Origin of the sequence: uncultured Cellulomonas sp. (assembly GCF_947494015.1) — a bacterium.
GTDB lineage: Bacteria > Actinomycetota > Actinomycetes > Actinomycetales > Cellulomonadaceae > Pengzhenrongella.
The window spans coordinates 56502-75509 of record NZ_CANLTL010000010.1; the positions used below are offsets into that span (position 1 = coordinate 56502).

Here is a 19008-nt window from a genome sequence, read left to right on the forward strand (position 1 = left end):
GTCACCCCCCGGGGGTGCTCGGCGTCGGGACGCGGTCGAGGCGCTCGGGGCCGCGCGACCGGTGCCACCGGTCGAGCGCCTCGACCGGCGCCGGGCGGGCGTGCACGTAGCCCTGGCTCTCGTCGCAGCCCAGCCGGCGCAGCGCGTCGAGCGTCCCCTCGTCCTCCACGCCCTCGGCGACCAGCCGCAGCCCGAGGCGGTGCGCGAGGTCGACCGTGCCGGCGACGATCGCGGCGGTGCGCTCGTCGCGCAGCAGCCGGGACACGAACGCCCGGTCGAGCTTGAGCTCGCTCGCCGGCAGGTCGTTGAGGTACGCGAGCGACGAGTGCCCGGTGCCGTAGTCGTCGATGCTCAGCCCCACCCCCCGGGCCGCGACCGCGTGCGCGGCCCGCAGCCCGCCGGCGGCGTCGGCCATGAGCGTGGTCTCGGTGACCTCCAGCACCAGCAGCGCCGGGTCGACGCCGGTGACCTGCAGCACCTCGTCCAGCAGCGGCAGCAGGTCCGGGTGCGTCAGCACGCTCGTGGACAGGTTGACCGAGACCCGCCACCGGCGCCCCGCCGCCTGCCACCCGGCGGCCAGGCGCGCGGCGGTCCACAGCACCAACGAGGTCAGGTGCGGCATGAGCCCGTGCTCCTCGACGAGGTCCAGGAACTCCCCGGGAGCGAGCAGCCCGTGGCGGGGGTGCCGCCAGCGGACCAGCGCCTCGACGCCCGCGACGTCCCCGGTCGCCAGGTCCACCTGCGGCTGGTAGTGCACGACGATGCGCCGGCCCCGGCGGGGACCGGGCTCGAGCTCGGAGCGAAGCTCCTCCAGGCGCCGGGCGCTCTCGCGGGCCGCCCGGTCGATCCCCTGGTCGTACCGGGCGACGCCGCCCCCGGTCGACTTGGCGCCGTACATCGCGGTGTCCGCGCGGCGCAGCAGCTCGCCGCCGTCGACGCCGGGGCTGCCGGCGGCGACGCCGATGCTCGCGCTGCAGTGCACCGGGTGGCCGGCGATCTCGACGACGTCGCGGACCGCCTCGGCCAGACGCGCCGCGAGCGCGGCGGCGTCGTCCTCGTCGGACAGCACGAGCACGGCGAACTCGTCACCGCCGAGCCGCGCCAGCAGCCCGGACGGGGGGACGAGGGCGTCCAGCCGGGCCGCGACCGAGCGCAGCAGGGCGTCGCCCGTCGCGTGGCCGTAGCGGTCGTTGACCTCCTTGAAGCGGTCGACGTCCAGCACCAGCAGGCACAGGACCTGCTGGCGGGCGACGGCGTCGTGCAGGCGCTGGGTCAGGGCGCGCCGGTTGGCGATGCCGGTGAGCTCGTCCGTGTGCGCCTCGAGGCGGGTCTGGGCGAGCAGCGCGAGGTCCCGGATGAGGTGGACCACGCGCACGCTGACACCGATCACCGCGGCCACCGCGAAGGCCATCGGGGCGTACGCGGCCTGCCCGCCCAGTCCTGCGGGCGCGGCCCGGGAGGCACGCTCGCTGGTGAGCACGAGGACGGTGACGCTCGCCAGCAGCACGACGAAGGCGCCGATGGTGGGGGCCTGCGGGGTCGCCTGCCTCGGTGCGGCCACGACCGGGGCGCGCAGCGTGCAGACCACGAGCAGGGCGGCGGTGAGCACCCAGCCCAGCAGCGGGCGCCCGGCCGCGTCCGGCTGCGCGCCGGCGACCAGGAATGCCGTCTCGCCGGCGGCCGCGGCCGCGAGCGCCGCTGCGACGCCCCACACGCGGGGGTCGCGCTGCAGCCCGCCGAGGGACGCGATCGTCAGGGTGGTGCCGAGCAGCATGAGGGCGGCGGAGATCCGCAGCAACGATCCCTGCAGGACCCACCACGGCAGCCCGACCAGGCCGCTGCCCACCCAGATCAGGCCCAGGTTCGCCGCCGCCACGAGGGCGAGCACGGCGCTGAGCCCGTTGAGCCAGTCGCCGGGGTCCGCGACCAGGGTGCGGTACCGGTTCCAGCGGATCAGCCCCTGGTACACCCAGGGGGTCGCCCCCAGCGCCGCGACGCCCAGCACCGTGGGACCCCAGCCGGTGCGGACCAGCCCGGACGGGGCGGCCGCGTCGACCACCAGCTGGCCCAGCGCGCCCGCCGCGAGCACGGCCAGGGCACGCGACAGCCACGACCACAGGTCGTGCTCGGCCCCGTCGCCGGCGGCGTCCGCCCGGGCGCGGGCCCGGAGCACCACGCCGGCGCCGACCAGCACCGCGAGGGCGAGCCCGTCCCGGCCGAGGTCCGCCGCGGTCCCGGGCGCGACCGCGGCCACGCCGGCGCAGGCGACGGCCGACGCCAGGACGGCGACGGCAGCGGCCGGGGGCCGGGCGCCGGGGCGGCGCGGGCGGACGAGGTGCACGAGGCCCCATCGGTGCATCCGCGGCGGCGATGAGCCACCCGGCCGGGTGAGGCGCCGTCGGCCGTCCGGGCGTCCCCGCCCGCGCGGGTTCGCCCGACCGGGTGGCGCGTCGCCGACGCCGCCGGCCGCGGGCGAGATGTCCCCTATGGTCGATCTGTGACCATCCAGCAGCACCACGACGTGGCCAGCGCGCTGCTCGACGCCCTGGTCGCGCTCGACCCCGACGACCACGAGGCCTCGGCGCACGCCATCCCGGTCGCCCTCGCGCGCCTCGACGAGGTGACCGGCGACGCCACGTCGCCCGGCGGGCCGTCGTCCGACGTGGGTGCCTCCGCGGTGGCGTACGGCGCTCTCGAGCTCGCCCACGTGTGCGTCGCGCTGGTCGCGGGGGTCAAGGGCGTCGACCGGCTCGACGTCATCGCCGCGCTGCGTCCGCTGTTCACCGCGGCGTAGCTCCCACCGCGGCGCAGGTCCCACCGCGGCGTAGGTCACACCGCGGGCTCGCGTCCCGCGGGAACATCGCCGACCGGGTGCTGTTGGTTCTGGTGCGGGCGCGTCGCCCGCCGACGAGACACCCAGGAGAGCCCTCGATGTTCAGCAAGCGCGCCACCATCGCCGTCCTCGCCGGAGCCGGCCTCGCCCTGGCCGGCTGCAGCGCCGACGACGCCGTCTCGCCCGCCGAGTCCGGCGCCGCGACGGGAGAGGCCGGCGTGCTGCGCGTGGGGACCGAGGGCACCTACTCCCCGTTCTCCTTCCACGACACCGCGAGCAACGACCTGACCGGGTACGACGTCGACGTCATCACCGCGGTCGCCGACGAGCTCGGCATGGAGGTCGAGTTCTCCGAGGTGCCGTGGGACGCCATCTTCGCGGGCCTGGAGGCCGGCCGGTACGACGTCGTCGCCAACCAGGTGTCGGTCACGCCCGAGCGCGAGGAGATCTACGACTTCTCCGAGCCGTACACCGTGTCCACCGGCGCCATCGTCACGCGGGCCGGTGACGAGTCGGTCTCCGGACCGGCGGACCTCGCCGGCAAGACGTCCGCGCAGTCGGCCACCAGCAACTGGGCCGACGTCGTGACCGAGGCCGGCGCGCAGGTCGAGGCGGTCGAGGGCTTCACCCAGGCGGTCGCCCTGCTCAAGCAGGAGCGCGTCGACGTCACGGTCAACGACAACCTCGCGGTGCTCAACTACCTCGAGACGACCGGTGACACCGACATCGAGATCGCGGCCGAGCTCGAGACCGGCACCGAGCAGGCGTTCGCCTTCGTCCAGGACTCCGAGCTCACCGCCCAGGTCGACGAGGCCCTCGCCACGCTGCGGGCCGACGGCACCCTCGCCGACATCTCCCAGAAGTGGTTCGGCGCCGACGTGACCCAGTGAGGCGGCGCCTGAGCCGGTACCCGGGTCGGTGCCGGCCGGTGGCGGCTCGCCGGGTGCCGCCCGGCGTGCGGGCCTAGGGTCGGCGCGTGGGCGAAGGCATCGACTGGCAGCTCGTGGGCGACTCGCTCGTCCCCCTGCTCATGGGGCTCGTCCACGGGACGATCCCGCTCACCGCGATCACCTTCGTGCTGGGGCTCGCCCTGGCGTTGGTGGTCGCGCTCATGCGGCTGTCGAAGAGCCGGGTGCTGTCCGGCGTCGCCCGGGCGTACGTGTCGGTGATCCGGGGCACACCCCTGCTGGTGCAGCTGTTCATCATCTTCTACGGCCTGCCGAGCCTCGGTCTGACCATCGGGGCCTTCCCGAGCGCGGTCATCGCGTTCACGCTCAACGTCGGTGCGTACGCGTCCGAGGTGATCCGGGCGTCCATCCTGGCGGTGCCGCGGGGTCAGTGGGAGGCGGCGTCCACGATCGGCATGGACGGGTTCACGACGCTGCGGCGGGTCGTCCTGCCGCAGGCGACCCGGGTGGCGGTCCCGCCGTTGTCCAACACGCTGATCTCGCTGGTCAAGGACACCTCGCTGGCCTCGACCATCCTCGTCACGGAGCTGCTGCGCAAGGCCCAGGAGATCGCGGCGCCGACGTTCCAGTTCTTCACGCTCTACACGGTCGCGGCGATCCTCTACTGGGTCGTCTGCTTCGTGCTGTCGGTCGTGCAGTCGCGCGCCGAGGTTCGGCTGGGAAGGTACGTGACGTCATGAGCACGAGCGTCGAGCACGTCGGACGGCCCGCCACCGGCGGCGGTCGCCCCCTGGTCGAGGTGCGGGACCTGCGCAAGTCGTTCGGCGAGCTGCACGTCCTGCGAGGCATGGACTTCGCGGTGCCGAGCGGATCGGTCACCGTGCTGATCGGACCGTCCGGCTCGGGCAAGACGACCGCGCTGCGCTGCCTGAACGCGCTGGAGGTCCCCGAGGCCGGGGTCGTCCGCGTCGCCGACTGCGAGGTCGACTTCGCCCGCCCGGTGGACAAGCGGACGGTCCGCACGCTGCGGTCCCAGAGCGGCATGGTCTTCCAGAGCCATCACCTGTTCCCGCACATGACGGTGATCCAGAACGTCATGGAGGGCCCGGTGACCGTCCAGCGCCGGGCCCGCGAGCAGGCCCGCACCGACGCCCTCGCGCTGCTCGAGCGCGTCGGGCTGGCGGACAAGGCCGACCAGTTCCCGTTCCAGCTCTCCGGCGGGCAGCAGCAGCGGGTGGGCATCGCCCGGGCGCTCGCCATCCAGCCGCGGCTCATGCTGTTCGACGAGCCGACGTCGGCGCTGGACCCCGAGCTGGTGGGGGAGGTGCTGGCGGTGATGAAGGACCTCGCCGACCAGGGCTGGACGATGGTCGTGGTGACGCACGAGATCCGCTTCGCCCAAGGCGTGGCCGACCAGGTGCTCTTCCTCGACGGCGGCGTCGTCGTGGAGCGCGGGGCGCCGGCCCAGGTGCTCACCGACCCGCGCGAGCCGCGGACCCGGCAGTTCCTGCACCGGCTGCTCGACCCGCTGTAGGCGTCGCCCGCTGTCGGCGCCCCACCCGCGTGAGGCGCTCGGGCCGTCGCCCGGGGTGGCTACCGGCGCGAGAGCTGGGCGGCCTCCAGCCGCCGGACCGCCTCGGTCGTGGTCGCGACGTCCTTGACGAAGGTGAACCGCACCCACGAGCGCAGCGCGGTCGCGGTCGCGCTGCCCGGGTGGCAGAACGCCGTCACCGGGATGGCGACCACGCCGGCACGCTCGGGCAGCAGCCGGCACAGCTCCGCGCCGTCGTCGAACCCGGCGGGCGCGGCGTCGGCCAGCAGGAAGTAGGTGCCCCGCGAGGGCGCGGGGACGAGCCCGGCCGCCCGGACGCCGTCGGCCAGCCGGTCGCGACGCTGCACCAGCGAGGCGCGCAGGCCGTCGAGGTACGCGGCGGTGCGGCCGTCGTCGTCGGCCAGGGCGAGGCCCACGGCATGCTGGAACGCACCGGGCGTGACGTAGGTGAGGAACTGCTTGACCGTGCGCACCGCGGTGACCAGGTGCTCGGGCCCGTGCACCCAGCCCACCTTCCACCCGGTCACGGACAGGCTCTTGCCGGCCGAGGAGACCGTCAGCGTCCGGCCGGCCATGCCGGGCAGCGTCGCCAGCGGGACGTGCCGCGCACCGTCGTAGGTCAGGTGCTCGTAGACGTCGTCGGTGACCACGACGGCGTCGTGCTCCCGGGCCGCCGCCGCCAGCCAGCCGAGCTCCGTGGTCGTCAGCACGGTGCCGGTGGGGTTGTGCGGGGTGTTGACCAGGACGAGGCGAGTGCGCGGCGAGAACGCCGCCCGGACGTCGGCCTCGGTGACGGCGAACCCGTCCGGGCCGGGACGCAGCGGCACCGTCCGGTGGACGCCGCCGGCCAGCGCGACGACCGCCGCATAGGCGTCGTAGAACGGCTCGAGGGTGACCACCTCGTCGCCCGGGCAGACCAGCGCGAGCACCGCGGCGGCCACCGCCTCGGTGGCGCCCGCTGTCACCAGCACCTCGCGCTCGGCGTCCACCGCCAACCCGTAGTGACGGTGCTGGTGGGTCGCCACCGCCCGGCGCAGACCGGGCAGGCCCGGCCCGGGCGGGTACTGGTTGAGGCCGGGCGGACCGTGCGGTGCACCGAGCACGGCGTCGGCGGCGGCCTGCAGCATCCACCGGGGACCGTCGTCGTCCGGGAAGCCCTGGCCGAGGTTGAGTGCGCCGGTGCGCCGGGCGAGTGCCGTCATCTCGGCGAACACCGTGGACCGGACGCCGCCCGCAGCGTCCAGCAGGCCGACCCCGCGGGCGACACGGCGCCACGGCTCCGACGGCGGCACCGGACGCGCAGGCGCTGGCGCGGGCGACGACGGGGGCGGCTGGGACGGTTGCACACGGCGAGCGTACGCGGGGCCCCTGTTGCGAGCCCGGTGCGCCGTCCCTACCGTCGAACACGGGCACGAGCACCAGCACCAGCACGGGGGCTCGCACCGCAGCCGCCCACCCCACGGTGGGGCAGCACGGCGGTCCGTCACCGTCCGCACGAACCCGTCACGGAGGCCCGTGGCGCCGAAGCGCACCGGAGGGACACCGCCATGATCACCACCGAGGACATCCAGCGACTGCTCGGGACCGACACACCGGTCCTGGCCGCGGACGGGTCGAGGATCGGTGCCATGGGCGAGGTCTTCCTGGACACCGTCAGCGGGGAGCCGGCCTGGGTGACGGTCCACACCGGGCTGCTCGGCCGGGCGGAGTCCTTCGTGCCACTGATCGGGGCGGTGACCCGCGGCGACGAGATCCACGTGCCCTACAGCAAGGACGACGTCAAGCACGCCCCCCGCCCCGAGTCGGCCGGCGGCCGGCTCTCGCCGGACGAGGAGCGTGCGCTGTACCGCCACTACGGCCTCGTGCACGACGACGAGGTCGAGGGGGCCGACGACCGGGGGTCGCAGGCCCGGGACGACTCCCTGCGGGTCGCCCGCCCCGTGCCGACCCCCGACCCCATCCCACCTCGGGGCGAGCTGGCGGCGGCCGGCCCGGTGCCGGCGGAGCTGACCACCGGCGCCGCACTGCCCGCCGCCGAGGCGCGACGCCATGAGGTGCACGAGGCGCGCGGCGACGGGTCGGTGGACGACGACTCGATGGTGCGCTCGGAGGAGCAGCTGCGGGTGGTCGGCACCGAGCAGGTGCCCACCGAGCGGGTGCGGATGCGCCGCTACACGGTCACCGAGCAGAAGGAGGTGACGGTGCCGGTCCGCCGGGAGAAGGTCCGGCTCGAGTACGACCCGGCCGAACCCGGCGCCGAGGCCGAGGTCGTCGACGTCCCCACGGAGGGCGAACCCCGGACCCGCGACGACCGGCGCTGACCCCCGGCGCCACGCCGCGCCACGGCCGGGCGGGACGAAACGCTCAATCCGCACCCCGCCACGTCGATGGGCCGCGTGACCGAGACGGGTCGTCGCGGGCACCACACGGTGGCCGCGGCACCCGGCGGCCGCTGGGTGAAAAGCCGGACCGGTGTTTGATATGCGCCCCGGGCCGGGTTAACTTCCCGGGAAGTCCCACCGCGGGATTCCCATTGCTGCAACACGGAGATCACGCGATGACCCTGACACTTCCTGAGGTCGTTCCGGCGACCTACGTGGACGCGCACGGCGCGCTGCAGGAGCTCAACCCGCAGACCCGTGCGGTGGTGGCGGCGTCGGTCACCGGCGCCGGCGTCCCCGCGTCCCCGCTGGTCTGCTGCCCGGGCGAGCCCTGCGCCGACCTGACCGGGCGTCTGGAGAACCTCGACGGCGTCGTCCTCGGCGACGCGAACGGGATCGGCCCCGAGGCGGGCTACTACCGCCTGCGGACCGACGACGGCGCGTCCCGCCTCGTGATCAGCGCCCCCGCGCGCTTCCCGCAGCCCGAGCGCGGCTGGGGCTGGGCCGTGCAGCTCTACGCCGCCCGCTCGCGCCGGTCCTGGGGCATCGGCGACTTCGACGACCTGGCCCGCGTCGCGAGGTCCGCCCGGGCCGCCGGAGCCGGGTCCGTGCTCATCTCGCCGGTGCACGCCGCGGCGCCGTGCCCGGTCCAGCAGTCCTCGCCGTACTCGCCGGCCTCCCGGCAGTGGCTGCAGCTGCTGCACATCGCCGTGGAGGACGTCCCCGGGGCCGCCGACGTCGACCTCGGCGACCTCGCGGAGCGGGCCCGTGCGCTCAACGGCCAGCGGCTCATCGACCGCGACACCGTCTGGGTCCTCAAGCGCACCGCGCTCGAGCGGATCTGGGCCGCCACCCGCGACCGGCTGCCGCTCGAGCACGACGTGTGGGTGGCCGCCGGCGGCCAGGACCTGCACCGCTTCGCCACCTGGTGCGTCCTCGCCGAGCGGTTCGCGACGGCGTACTGGCCGTCCTGGCCCGAGCAGTACCGCACGCCCGCCGGGGCGGCCGAGCTCGCGGCCGAGCAGGCCGAGCGGGTCGCGTTCTTCAGCTGGGCGCAGTGGGTCGCCGACGTGCAGTTCGGCGCGGCGTGCTCGGCCGGCGCGACCGTGGTCGCGGACGTGGCCGTGGGCTTCGACTCCTCCTCGGCCGACGCCTGGGTGCACCAGGACATCGTCTGCTTCGACTACGAGGTGGGCTGCCCGCCGGACCGGCACAACCTCGACGGCCAGAAGTGGGGCCTGCCGGCGGTCAACCCGGCCGGTCTCGTCGCGGCCGACCTGGGCCCGTTCGTCGCCATGGTCCGCTCTGCGCTCGCCCACGCCGGTGCGCTGCGCATCGACCACGTGATGCAGCTGTGGCGGCTGTACTGGGTCCCGCAGGGTGCGCACCCCGCCGACGGCGTCTACGTGCACTACCCGGTCGACGCGCTGCTGGCCGTCCTGCGGCTCGAGGCCGACCGCGCCGGCGCCTGGGTCGTCGGGGAGGACATGGGCACCGTCGCCGACGGCGTCCGGGAGACGATGGCCGAGCAGGGCATGCTCGGGTACCGGGCCGCCCTGCGGCTGCCGGTCGACCAGTTCCCCGAGCCGGCGATGGGAGCCTCCTCCACGCACGACCAGGCCACGATCGCCGGGACGCTCACCGGGTCGGACAACGACGACCTGCGACGGATCGGCAAGTCCGCGAACTTCGAGCAGCTCGAGTCGGTGCGGCGCGAGCTCGCGGGCGTGGCCGGCGTGGACCTGTCCGAGCCCGTCGGCCCGGACCAGGTGGCGCGCGCGGTGCGGGCCCAGTACTCGCGGCTCTCCGACTGCGCGGCCCGGGTGGTCCTCGCCTCGCTCGACGACGCCGGCGCCGTCGCCGAGCGGCCGAACATGCCCGGCACCGTGACCGCCTGGCCGAACTGGTGCCTGGCGCTGCCCCGGCCGGTCGAGGACCTGCTCGAGGAGCCGCTCGCCCGCGACGTGGCGGCGATCCTGGACGCCCGGCGCAGCCGCGCGGTCGCCGGCTGAGCTCAACGGGCCCCGTGGCCGCCCTCCGCCACCCGCCAGCGCCCGCAGCCCGGACCGCGCGGCACGACGGCGCGTCGGTCTGCTCACGAGACGGTGCTTGCGCAGAGCGCCGTCAGGCAAGAAGGTTGCCCCCTCAACCTTTTGAGCGAAGGGCTCGGCACATGAGGAAGCAATCACTGGGCGTCGTCCTGGCATCTCTGGCCCTGCTCACCGCGTGCAGCGGTGAGCCCGAGGAGATCGCCGGGGAGGTCGAGGAGTCCGTCGAGGCGGCGGTCCCGACCGACGAGGAGGCCGCGACCGACGAGGAGACCCCGACCGCGGATGCCTCCGAGCCGGCCACCGCGGGCACGGGGGAGGCGACGGTGCTGCTGGCGATGGTGGGCACCGAGGCGGACCCCGAGGCCTTCGAGATCTCGCTGACCACCGAGGACGGCGAGCCGGTGACGTCCCTTCCGGCCGGCGACTACACCATCCAGGTCACCGACCCGGCGGCGATGCACAACTTCCACCTGACCGGGGGAGGGGTCGACGAGAGCACGTCGGTCCCCGAGGTCGAGGACGTCACCTGGGACGTGACCCTCGAGGAGGGCGAGTACACCTACACCTGCGACCCGCACCCGCCGATGACGGGGACCTTCGAGGTGACCGCCTGACCCGATCCGCAGCCGGATCGGCAGTCGTCACGCGCACAGGCCCGGACGTCCGTCCGGGCCTGTGTCGTGCCGGCCGCCGGCCCAGCTCGCCGACGGCTCAGCGAGCTCGACGGCGCAGCAGCGCGAGCGCCACCAGGGCGACCACCACCGCAAGTCCTGCGGAGATGGCGGCGAGGTACTTGTCGGTGTACCACAGCGGCTCGTAGATGACCGGCAGCGGGCCGATGGACGGGATCCGGACCACGACGCTGAGCAGCAGGGCGACCAGGGAGCCGGCCGCGACCGCGGCGAAGGCGAGCCAGGCGAGCACGTCGCCGCGCACGAGCACCCACACGACCACGACGGCGGCGGCGACCGCCTGGGCGACGAAGAGGCCGCTGAGCGTCACCTCCCCGTCGCCGAACAGCGGCGGACGGTCCAGCGCGATCCGCAGGTGCAGGTACCCGGAGAAGCCGAGGGTGATCGCCCCGAGCACCCGCAGGAGGGTCCCGGTCCGGGCCGACCGGGCGGTCGTGAGATCGGTGGAAGTGGACACGTCAGCCTCCTGGCGGTGCGCCGTCACGTCCGCCCCCTCGACCGACGAGGCGTCCGTCCAGTATGCCCGTTTTGGGAGGGTTCGCCAGGATGCTCGGGCGGTCGCTCGGCAGGGCGGGGCCGCTCGTCGTCGCCGTCCTCACCGGCGTCCTCACCGGCGTCCTCACCGGCATCCTCACCGGCGTCCTCACCGTCATCCGGGCTCGGGGCGGGGTCGCCGCGGGGGGCCCGATCCGTGTCGCCGCGGTCGCCCCGACGCCAGCCGTGCAGCGAGGCGTTGAGCTCGCCACCCAGCAGCAGCGCGAGGCTGAGCAGGTACACCCACAGCATCACGATCACGCCGCCACCGAAGGCACCCAGGACGGGGTTCGTGCCAGCCGCGAGCTGCAGGTACAGGTGGAAGCCGCCGCTGGCCAGCACCCACAGCAGAGCGGTGAGCACGGCGCCGGGAACCGCGTGCCGCCACCGCGTGCGCCGGCTGGGCGCGTAGTGGAAGAGCGTCGCCGTCCACGCCACGACCCCCACGACCAGGAGCGGGACCCGCAGCACGTTCCAGGTGAAGGTGAACGCGGAGCCGGCGCCGATGGCGTCGGCCAGGGCCTCACCGCGCCCCAGCAGCGGGCCGATGATGAGCACCGCGAGAGCGAGGACGACCACGACCACCGTCACCAGGCCCATGAGCATGCCGAGCAGGCGTCGGCGGATCCAGCTGCGACGCTCGGTGGAGTCGTAGGCGAGGTTGAGCGCGTTGATGACCACGGCGAACGCGCCCGACACCGTCACCAGCGCGCCGAGGGTCGCGACCGTCAGGACCCCGCCACGGCTCTGGAACAGGCCCTCGACCGTCTCCAGGGCGCCGGAGGCCTCCTCGGTCAGCACCAGGTCGACCGCGTCGACGATCCGCACCTGGGCCTGCTCGGCCAGGTCCTCCCCGACGACGACGTCGAGCACGCCCAGCAGGCTCGCCGCGATCAGCAGCCCGGGGAAGATGCCGAGCACGACGAAGAAGGCCGTCTCGGCGGCGAGCCCCGGCACGCGGTCGTCGACGACCTCGGCGACGTAGTGCCGCAGGAAGGCCCGCACCCGTGCGGGTGTGCTCGGGTCCGGCGGGGCGGCGCTGTGAGCCATGCGGGCACCTCCCTCGGGGTCGGGCGTCGTCAGGCACGTGCGTCAGGCACGTGCGTCGGGCACGGCCTCGTGACCTCCACCCTGCCGGACGTCGCGCCCCGGGGCACCGCCGGGGCCCCGGCGGGCGTGCCCCGGCCGTGAACTAGCGTGGAGTGATGATCATGGCCCCGCCACCCGCTGCATCCCGCCCGCGACCACGCACCCGCACCGCCGCGCTCGTGGTGGCCGGCCTGCTGGCCGTCACCGGCTGCTCCTGGCAGGGGTCGACGTCGACCGGCGGCGGCGACGCCCGGCCGAGCGCGTCCCCGTCGCCCGAGCCGCTGCGGACGGCGACGTCCGCGCCGGGCGCTGAGCTGACCGTGGTCGGTGCCGCGACGGACGCCGAGGCGGCCATCCGGACCAGCCAGTCGCTGTTCGACTCCTCGGCGGTCGCCGTGGTCGTCCCCACCGGGCGGCCGGACGTGCAGCGGCTCGCCGCGCACGCCTCGGTCGCCCTGGGCGTCCCGCTGCTCGTCGGCCAGGAGCCCGCGCCCGACGGCACGGCGGCCACCTCGGACGCCACCGCGGCGGCGTCGGACGGTGCACTCGCCGACGAGCTCGACCGGCTGGGTGTGCGCACCGTGGTGGTGGTCGGCGAGGTCGCCGGCTTCACCGGCGACCTCGCCGACGCCGACGCCGCTGACTCCCCGGACGGCGACCGCACGGTCGTGCGCAGCGAGCCGACGGCGCCGGCCCTCGCCGCGGCGACGGGGCTGACCCTGGACCCCGCCGGCCCCGCCGGCACCGCCGACCCGGCCGGCTTCGCGGCGGAGGTCGCCGCCCTCGCGCCGGGCACACCCGCTCCGTCGCCCGCCGGGACGCCGAAGGGCGCGGGCCCGGCGTCACCCCCCGCGTCAGCCACCGGATCACCCGGCGACCTGGCCGCGGTGGTCCGGGACGCGCCGCTGGACGACGTGGTGGCACTCGCCGTCGACGATCCCGCCGACCTCGCGTCGGTCGCCACGGCGCGGGCGGCCGGCGTCCCGGTGCACCTCGTGCCCGCCGACCGGCCCAACCCGCAGGCGTCGGCCGTGGCCATCGGGGCGCTGAACGCCTCGACGGCCACGCAGGTGCTGGCGATCGGCGCCGCGCTCGGCGCGGAGCCGGCGCTGGAGTGGAAGATCCGGTCGGCGCGCACGGGCTTCCAGCTTCCCGGCGGGGGACAGGTGCTGTTCCCGGGCCACCAGTTCGTCGCGCTCTACGGCAGCCCGGTGACGTCCGGCCTGGGTCTGCTCGGCGAGCAGGGCGCGCAGGCGTCGATCCAGCGGGCGCAGGCCACCGCGGCGCAGTACGACGGTCTGACCGACCGGACCGTGGTGCCCATGTTCGAGATGATCGCGACCGTCGCGGCGGGCTCGGCCGGCTCGGACGGGAACTTCTCCAACGAGCAACCGGTCGACGTGCTGCGGCCGTGGGTCGAGGCGGCCGGCGCGGCGGGCGTGTACGTCATGCTGGATCTGCAGCCGGGGCGCTCGGACTTCCTCACGCAGGCCAGGCAGTACGAGGAGCTGCTCCGGCTGCCGCACGTCGGGCTCGCCCTGGACCCGGAGTGGCGCCTGGGCCCGGACGAGCGGCCGCTGCAGCGGATCGGCTCGGTCGGCGCCGCCGAGGTCAACTCGGTCGTGCAGTGGCTGGCCGACCTGACGCGGGACAACGGCCTGCCGCCCAAGATGTTCGTGCTGCATCAGTTCCGGCTCGACATGCTGCCCGACCGGGAGGCCATCGACATGAGCCGGCCGGAGCTCGCGATGGTCATCCACGCCGACGGGCAGGGCAGCCAGCCCGCCAAGCAGGCCACCTGGCGCACGCTGCACGCCGACGCCCCGGCCGGGGTGTGGTGGGGCTGGAAGAACTTCATCGACGAGGACCTGCCCATGCTGACGCCCGCGCAGACCGTCCAGGGGGTCGCGCCGGTGCCCGACCTCGTCACCTACCAGTGACGCGGGCCGTGCGGCCGACCGGCTGAACCTCGGCGGGGACGGTCACCGCGGGACGCCGCCGGCCGATCACACCGGCATGTCCATCCGTCGCAGCACGTCCTGGGCCGCCTTCACGCGCCCACCCGGCGGTGTGGGCCGGCGAACCGTCGCGGCGACCACCGGGCTCATGTTCGCCGGCGGCGGCGCACTCGCGTGGCTGGTGACGCTGGTCGGCGACGGGCCTGACGCGGGCGCGGGCGCGATCCGCGCCCTGGCCACCGTCGCGGTCGGGATGGGCGCCGTGATCGTCCTGGTCGGCGGGCGGCTGTGGCCGGTCGCCCACCAGGCGGTGCTGCTGGGCGCGTGGGCGATGATCTCGGTCGGCGTGCTGGTGTCCGGGGGCGGCACCGTCGCCATGGCGATCGCGCTGCTGTACCTGCTCATCGTGGTCAACGTCTTCACCATGACCTCCTGGCTGGCGGCGTCGGTGCACGGGGTGCTGTCGGTGGTCGGCGTCGTGCTGGCCCTGTCCCGCGTCCCCGACGTCAGCACCGCCGCGACCGCGATGACCGCCGGCGTGGTCGTCCTGGTCGGGGTCTTCGCCGGTCGCCAGGTCCGGGCCACGGCGGCCGCTGAGGTGGACCCGCTGACCGGGCTGCTCAACCGGCGGGGCCTGGACCAGCGGCTCGGCGAGATGATGAGCCGCGCGGAGCGGACGGGAGCCGCGCCCACGCTCGCCGTCGTCGACCTCGACCACTTCAAGGCCGTCAACGACCGCGGCGGTCACGCGGCCGGGGACCTGCTGCTCGAGGCGGTCGCCCGGACCTGGCGCGCAGTGGTCCCGGCCGGCGCGGTCGTGGCCCGCACCGGGGGCGACGAGTTCGTCGTGCTCGCCCCGGCGGGGGCGGAGCTCAGCGCGCGCGAGGTCGTCGAGCGGGTCCGCGGACAGCTGCCGCCGGGCGTCACGTGCTCGGCCGGCACGGCGCAGTGGGAGCGCGGCGACTCGGCGTCGATGCTGATCAGCCGCGCCGACACCGCGCTGTACCTGGCCAAGCGCACCAGCCGGGGCACGACCCGCCACCACGCCGGGGCGATGGCGGACGCGACCGCGCTGCGAGCCGCCATCGCCGACGGTCGCCTCGAGGTCCACTACCAGCCCGTGGTCGAGCTGCGCACCGGCCGGGTCGTCGCCGCGGAGGCGCTCGTGCGCTGGCGTCACCCCGAGCGCGGTCTCGTCCCACCGGACGAGTTCGTCCCCCAGGCCGAGCTGAGCGGCGCCATCGTCGACCTCGGCTCCTTCGTGCTGGACCGCGCCCTGCACGACGCCGCCGGGTGGCCCAGGGGCGCCCGCGGGCCGCGCGGTGTCGCCGTGAACGTGTCCGGCCCCGAGCTCGCCGACCCGGCGTACCTCACCCGCGTCCGGGCTGCGCTCGACGCGTCCGGCCTGCCGGCGAGCGCGCTGGTCATCGAGATCACCGAGGGTCTGCTCGACCTCGAGTCCCCCGTGGTGCTGGGCACGCTGAGTGCGCTGCGCGCGCACGGGGTGCGGGTCGCGATGGACGACTTCGGCACCGGCTACGCGAGCTTGGCACGGCTGGGTCAGGTGCAGTTCGACATCCTCAAGATCGACCGGTCGTTCGTGGCCGTGGTGGGCGGGCCGCAGTCGGAGGCACCGCTGGTCACGTCGATCCTCGCGCTCGCGGCCGCCCTGGGGCTGCACGTGGTCGCCGAGGGCGTGCAGACCGCCGACCAGGCCGACTGGCTGCGCGACCGCGGGTGCCACGAGGGGCAGGGCTACCTGTGGTCCGCACCGTTGCCGCACGCCGAGCTGCTGGACCGCCTGCGGACGGATCGCGACGTCGACAGCGCGCCGCGGACGTCCGGGGCCGTGCCCGCGGCGGCGGTCCCGGCGCCACCGCTGCCGGCCGACTCGCGGCCGGCCCTCGTCACGGGGTCCGTCCCCACGCCGCGTGGCACCGTCCCCGCGCCGCGTGGCACCGTCCCCGCGCCGCGTGGCACCGTCCCCACGCCGCGGCCAGGACGCCCTGCGGGGCCGATGGCCCCGCAGGGCACCCCACCGGCCGGCACCCCGGCCCGACGGCACGTCGCGACGTCGGACGCCCTCGCCTGAGGCCCGGACGCGGACGCAGACGCGGACGAGATCGGCTCAGGAGTCGGGCGTCAGCTCCGCCCACACGACCTTGCCGCCGGCGTCGAGCAGCTCCGTCCCCCAGGCGACCGCGAGCGCCGCGATGATGTGCATGCCCCGGCCGTGCAGCCCGGTCATGCTCGGCGGCTGCGGGTCGGGTGTACCGGCGCCGCCGTCGACCACCTCGACCCGCAGTCCCGCGGCGGTGCGGGACAGACGCAGCTGGCACGCGCTCTCGGCGTGAGTGACCGCATTGGTCACGAGCTCGCTGACGACGAGCTGGGCGGCGTCCTCGGCGGCGGTCATGTCCCACGACTCCAGCGTCGCGCGCAGGAAGCGGCGTGCCTCGCGGGCGCTGATCAGGTCGCGCGGGAGGTCGCAGACGGCGACGTCGCGCTGGTCGCGGACGGTGCGCAGCAGGTCGACGAGCAGGTCCAGGTCCGCGTCCTTGACGGCGTAGCCCGCGACGCGCTGGTCGATCCACTCGCGGTCGGGCGGGTCCGCCATGCCGGAGAAGACCACGATCCTGGTCGCCGGGGACTTCTCCCGGACGCGGGTGAGGACGTCGCGGCCCGCGATGTCGGGCAGGCCGAGGTCCAGCACGAGGATGTCCGGCTGCAGCTCGCCCACCAGGCGCAGCGTCTCGGAGCCGTCGCCGGCCTCGCCGACCACCTCGAATCCCCCGGAGAAGCGCAGCGCCGTGCGCACCAGTCGACGCACCTGAGGTACGTCGTCGACGAGGACGACCCTGGTCACCACGACGGGCAGGCTATCGCCGACCGGCGGGTCCGGCGCTGGGGAGCGCTCCGCGTGCCCGCCCGGGACCTTCGACGGCACGGCTCAGCCCCTCGGCAGGGAGACGGCGAACACGGCCCCGGCGCCCTCGGCGCCCGGCTCGTACCAGGCGTCGCCGCCGTGGGCCCGGGCGAGCTCGCGGACGATGAACAGGCCCAGCCCGGTGCCGCCGCGCCGGGCGCCGGTCGCGAACCGGTCGAAGAGGCGGGGCACCATCGCGGCGGGCACACCGGGTCCGCTGTCGCGGACCCGGACCACCACCCGGTCACCGTCGGCGACCGCTGCGACCCGGACCGGCGCGGCGCCGTGCCGCAGCGCGTTGCCGACCAGGTTGTCGACGGCCTGGGAGAAGCGGTCCGGGTCGGCGAGCACCGTCAGCCCGGGCTCGCCGTCCACCCGGACGTCGACCGGTTCGCCCGGGCCGCCCGCGCCCCCGGTGGCTCGGGCGGCGGCGGACGACCTCGCCAGCACGTCGTCCACGGCGACGCGGGCAGGGGTGAGCGTGACCGCGCCCGCCTCGAGGCGCGCGGCGGTCAGCAGGTCCCCGAGCAGGCGGCGCAGCCGGGCGGCGCTCGCGGTCATGCCGTCGACGATCTCGCTGCGCTCGTCGTCGGCCAGGTGCTCCCAGTGCCGCGCGAGGATGTCGGCGGAGCCGCCTAGCACCGTGACCGGGGTGCGCAGCTCGTGGGCCGTGACGGCGAGGAACTGCTGCTGGTCCTCGGCGGCCCGCAGCAGCCGGGCGTTCATGGTCTCCAGCTCCTCCTTGGCCGTGGCCAGTGCCGCCGCGGCGGCCTCGCGCTGCTGTCCCGCGTGCTGACGCTCGGTCACGTCACGGGTCACCTTGGCGAAGCCCACGTGCCGTCCGCCCGAGTGCACGGCCGTGATGACGACGTTCGCCCAGAAGGTGCTGCCGTCCTTGCGGACCCGCCACCCCTCCTCCTCGTAGTGGCCCTCGCGCAGGGCGATCTCCAGCTCGTGCTCGGGGTGCCGCTCGGCCTGCCGGTCGGCGGGGTAGAAGCGCCGGAAGTGCTGGCCGATCGCCTCCTCGGCGGAGTACCCCTTGATCCGCTGAGCACCGGCGTTCCAGCTCGCGACGTTCCCGTGGCGGTCGAGCATGAAGATCGCGTAGTCCTCGACCGCCTCGACCAGCAGCCGGAAGCGCTCCTCGCTCTGCCGCAGCTGCTCGTCGGCCATGCGCTGCGCCGTGACGTCCTGAGCCTGGAGGAGCAGGTACAGCGGCCGGCCGTGCTCGCCCCGGACGACGGCGACGGTCGCGGCGACGACCCGGCGGGGGACGACGTCGGCGACGTCGTGCTCGACCTGGACGACGGGCACCGCGCCGGCGTCCAGCGTCCGGGGGGCCCGGCGCACCGCGTCCGCCCCCGGCCCGGTGGCGAGGTCCGCCCAGTCCGTCCCGACGAGCTGGTCGACCGGACGCTGCAGGAGGTCGGCGAGCGCGCGGTTCACGCGGACCAGGCGGCCGGTGAGCGTCATCGTGGCCATCCCGATGGCGGCCTGCTCGAACACCTCCTGGAACCGCTCGAGGTCGCCGCGCAGGCCGTCACCGGCGCCGTCGCCGCCCCCGGGGACCTCGTCGGCGGGTACCTCCTCAGCCGTCGATGACGGGTCGCGCCCCGGGTCGCGCCCGTCGTCGAGGATCGCCGCGAGCGCGCCGGGGAGGCGGTCGGGGGCGACCGACTTCTCCACGAACGCGACGGCCCCGAGCTCGCGGCCCCGCGCGGCGAGCTCCGGGTCGCCGAACCCGGACAGCAGCACGACCCGCGTGCCCGGCGACGCCGCCAGCACCCGGGGGAGCGCCGCGAGCCCGTCCATGCCCGGCATCGACACGTCCAGCAGCATCAGGGCCGGGCGCCGTGAGCCGGCCAGGGCCACGGCGTCGTGCCCGTCGGCCCCTTCGCCCACCACGGTGAACCGCCCCGAGAGCCGCAGCTGCGTGCGGACCAGGGCGCGCACCTCCGGGGCGTCGTCGATCAGCACCACGGTGGTCGCTCGCTCGGACGGCAGCTCGGACGGCAGCTCGGACGGCAGCTCGGACGGCACCGCACGACCGTACGCGGTCACGCCCCGTGCCGACCTGCGCAGCG

The 19008-nt window shown here is 75.4% G+C and carries 15 protein-coding genes; 9 read left to right on the top strand and 6 right to left on the bottom strand.

What is annotated here, in order from left to right; translation table 11 throughout:
* Nucleotide 1: 1 nt before the first annotated feature.
* Nucleotides 2–2359, bottom strand: coding sequence for a bifunctional diguanylate cyclase/phosphodiesterase (locus Q0840_RS12410; RefSeq protein WP_298459856.1), 2358 nt, complete (start codon nucleotides 2357–2359; stop codon nucleotides 2–4).
* 138 nt (nucleotides 2360–2497) lie between these two features.
* Between Q0840_RS12410 and Q0840_RS12415 the strand changes: the two genes are divergently transcribed.
* The 4 genes from Q0840_RS12415 (at nucleotide 2498) to Q0840_RS12430 (ending at nucleotide 5275) form a co-directional block, all read left to right on the top strand.
* Entirely contained in the window at nucleotides 2498–2794 is a 297-nt protein-coding gene (locus tag Q0840_RS12415; protein ID WP_298459857.1) for a hypothetical protein, read from the top strand.
* A 137-nt stretch (nucleotides 2795–2931) separates the two neighbouring features.
* Nucleotides 2932–3723, top strand: a complete 792-nt coding sequence (locus tag Q0840_RS12420) for a transporter substrate-binding domain-containing protein (protein ID WP_298459859.1) — start codon at nucleotides 2932–2934, stop codon at nucleotides 3721–3723.
* Between the two features lie 140 nt (nucleotides 3724–3863).
* On the top strand, nucleotides 3864–4481 hold the full coding sequence (locus Q0840_RS12425) for an amino acid ABC transporter permease (protein WP_298459953.1): 618 nt from the start codon (nucleotides 3864–3866) through the stop codon (nucleotides 4479–4481).
* Entirely contained in the window at nucleotides 4478–5275 is a 798-nt protein-coding gene (locus Q0840_RS12430) for an amino acid ABC transporter ATP-binding protein (RefSeq protein ID WP_298459860.1), read from the top strand. The genes Q0840_RS12425 and Q0840_RS12430 overlap by 4 nt, the downstream gene beginning before the upstream one ends.
* A 59-nt stretch (nucleotides 5276–5334) precedes the next feature.
* Here the strand turns inward: Q0840_RS12430 and Q0840_RS12435 are convergent, their stop codons facing one another.
* Nucleotides 5335–6540: an aminotransferase class I/II-fold pyridoxal phosphate-dependent enzyme gene (locus tag Q0840_RS12435; RefSeq protein WP_298459954.1), complete on the bottom strand. Its 1206-nt coding sequence runs from the start codon at nucleotides 6538–6540 to the stop codon at nucleotides 5335–5337.
* 300 nt (nucleotides 6541–6840) lie between these two features.
* Here Q0840_RS12435 and Q0840_RS12440 point away from each other — a divergent pair, with 300 nt between their 5' ends.
* From Q0840_RS12440 to Q0840_RS12450, 3 genes are all read left to right on the top strand, one after another.
* Nucleotides 6841–7614, top strand: a complete 774-nt coding sequence (locus Q0840_RS12440) for a DUF2382 domain-containing protein (RefSeq protein ID WP_298459861.1) — start codon at nucleotides 6841–6843, stop codon at nucleotides 7612–7614.
* A 236-nt stretch (nucleotides 7615–7850) separates the two neighbouring features.
* The gene (malQ, locus tag Q0840_RS12445; RefSeq protein WP_298459862.1) at nucleotides 7851–9686 is read left to right on the top strand and encodes a 4-alpha-glucanotransferase; all 1836 of its coding nucleotides are present in this window, start codon (nucleotides 7851–7853) and stop codon (nucleotides 9684–9686) included.
* Between the two features lie 161 nt (nucleotides 9687–9847).
* The gene (locus Q0840_RS12450) at nucleotides 9848–10339 is read left to right on the top strand and encodes a hypothetical protein (protein ID WP_298459863.1); all 492 of its coding nucleotides are present in this window, start codon (nucleotides 9848–9850) and stop codon (nucleotides 10337–10339) included.
* A 97-nt stretch (nucleotides 10340–10436) separates the two neighbouring features.
* Here Q0840_RS12450 and Q0840_RS12455 read toward each other — a convergent pair whose 3' ends face one another.
* Together Q0840_RS12455 and Q0840_RS12460 are read right to left on the bottom strand one after the other, a co-directional pair.
* Complete coding sequence (locus tag Q0840_RS12455; RefSeq protein WP_298459865.1) at nucleotides 10437–10874, bottom strand: hypothetical protein; 438 nt, start codon at nucleotides 10872–10874, stop codon at nucleotides 10437–10439.
* Nucleotides 10875–10897: 23 nt separating this feature from the next.
* Nucleotides 10898–12001: a YihY/virulence factor BrkB family protein gene (locus Q0840_RS12460; protein WP_298459866.1), complete on the bottom strand. Its 1104-nt coding sequence runs from the start codon at nucleotides 11999–12001 to the stop codon at nucleotides 10898–10900.
* 155 nt (nucleotides 12002–12156) lie between these two features.
* Here Q0840_RS12460 and Q0840_RS12465 point away from each other — a divergent pair, with 155 nt between their 5' ends.
* Together Q0840_RS12465 and Q0840_RS12470 are read left to right on the top strand one after the other, a co-directional pair.
* Complete coding sequence (locus Q0840_RS12465) at nucleotides 12157–13980, top strand: hypothetical protein (protein ID WP_298459867.1); 1824 nt, start codon at nucleotides 12157–12159, stop codon at nucleotides 13978–13980.
* 76 nt (nucleotides 13981–14056) lie between these two features.
* Nucleotides 14057–16090, top strand: a complete 2034-nt coding sequence (locus tag Q0840_RS12470) for an EAL domain-containing protein (RefSeq protein ID WP_298459868.1) — start codon at nucleotides 14057–14059, stop codon at nucleotides 16088–16090.
* Nucleotides 16091–16126: 36 nt separating this feature from the next.
* Here the strand turns inward: Q0840_RS12470 and Q0840_RS12475 are convergent, their stop codons facing one another.
* Both Q0840_RS12475 and Q0840_RS12480 read right to left on the bottom strand, forming a co-directional pair.
* A complete protein-coding gene (locus tag Q0840_RS12475) occupies nucleotides 16127–16867 on the bottom strand; it encodes a response regulator (RefSeq protein ID WP_298459869.1) in 741 nt (246 codons plus the stop codon).
* An 81-nt stretch (nucleotides 16868–16948) separates the two neighbouring features.
* A complete protein-coding gene (locus Q0840_RS12480; RefSeq protein WP_298459871.1) occupies nucleotides 16949–18964 on the bottom strand; it encodes a PAS domain S-box protein in 2016 nt (671 codons plus the stop codon).
* Between the last annotated feature and the right edge of the window lie 44 nt (nucleotides 18965–19008).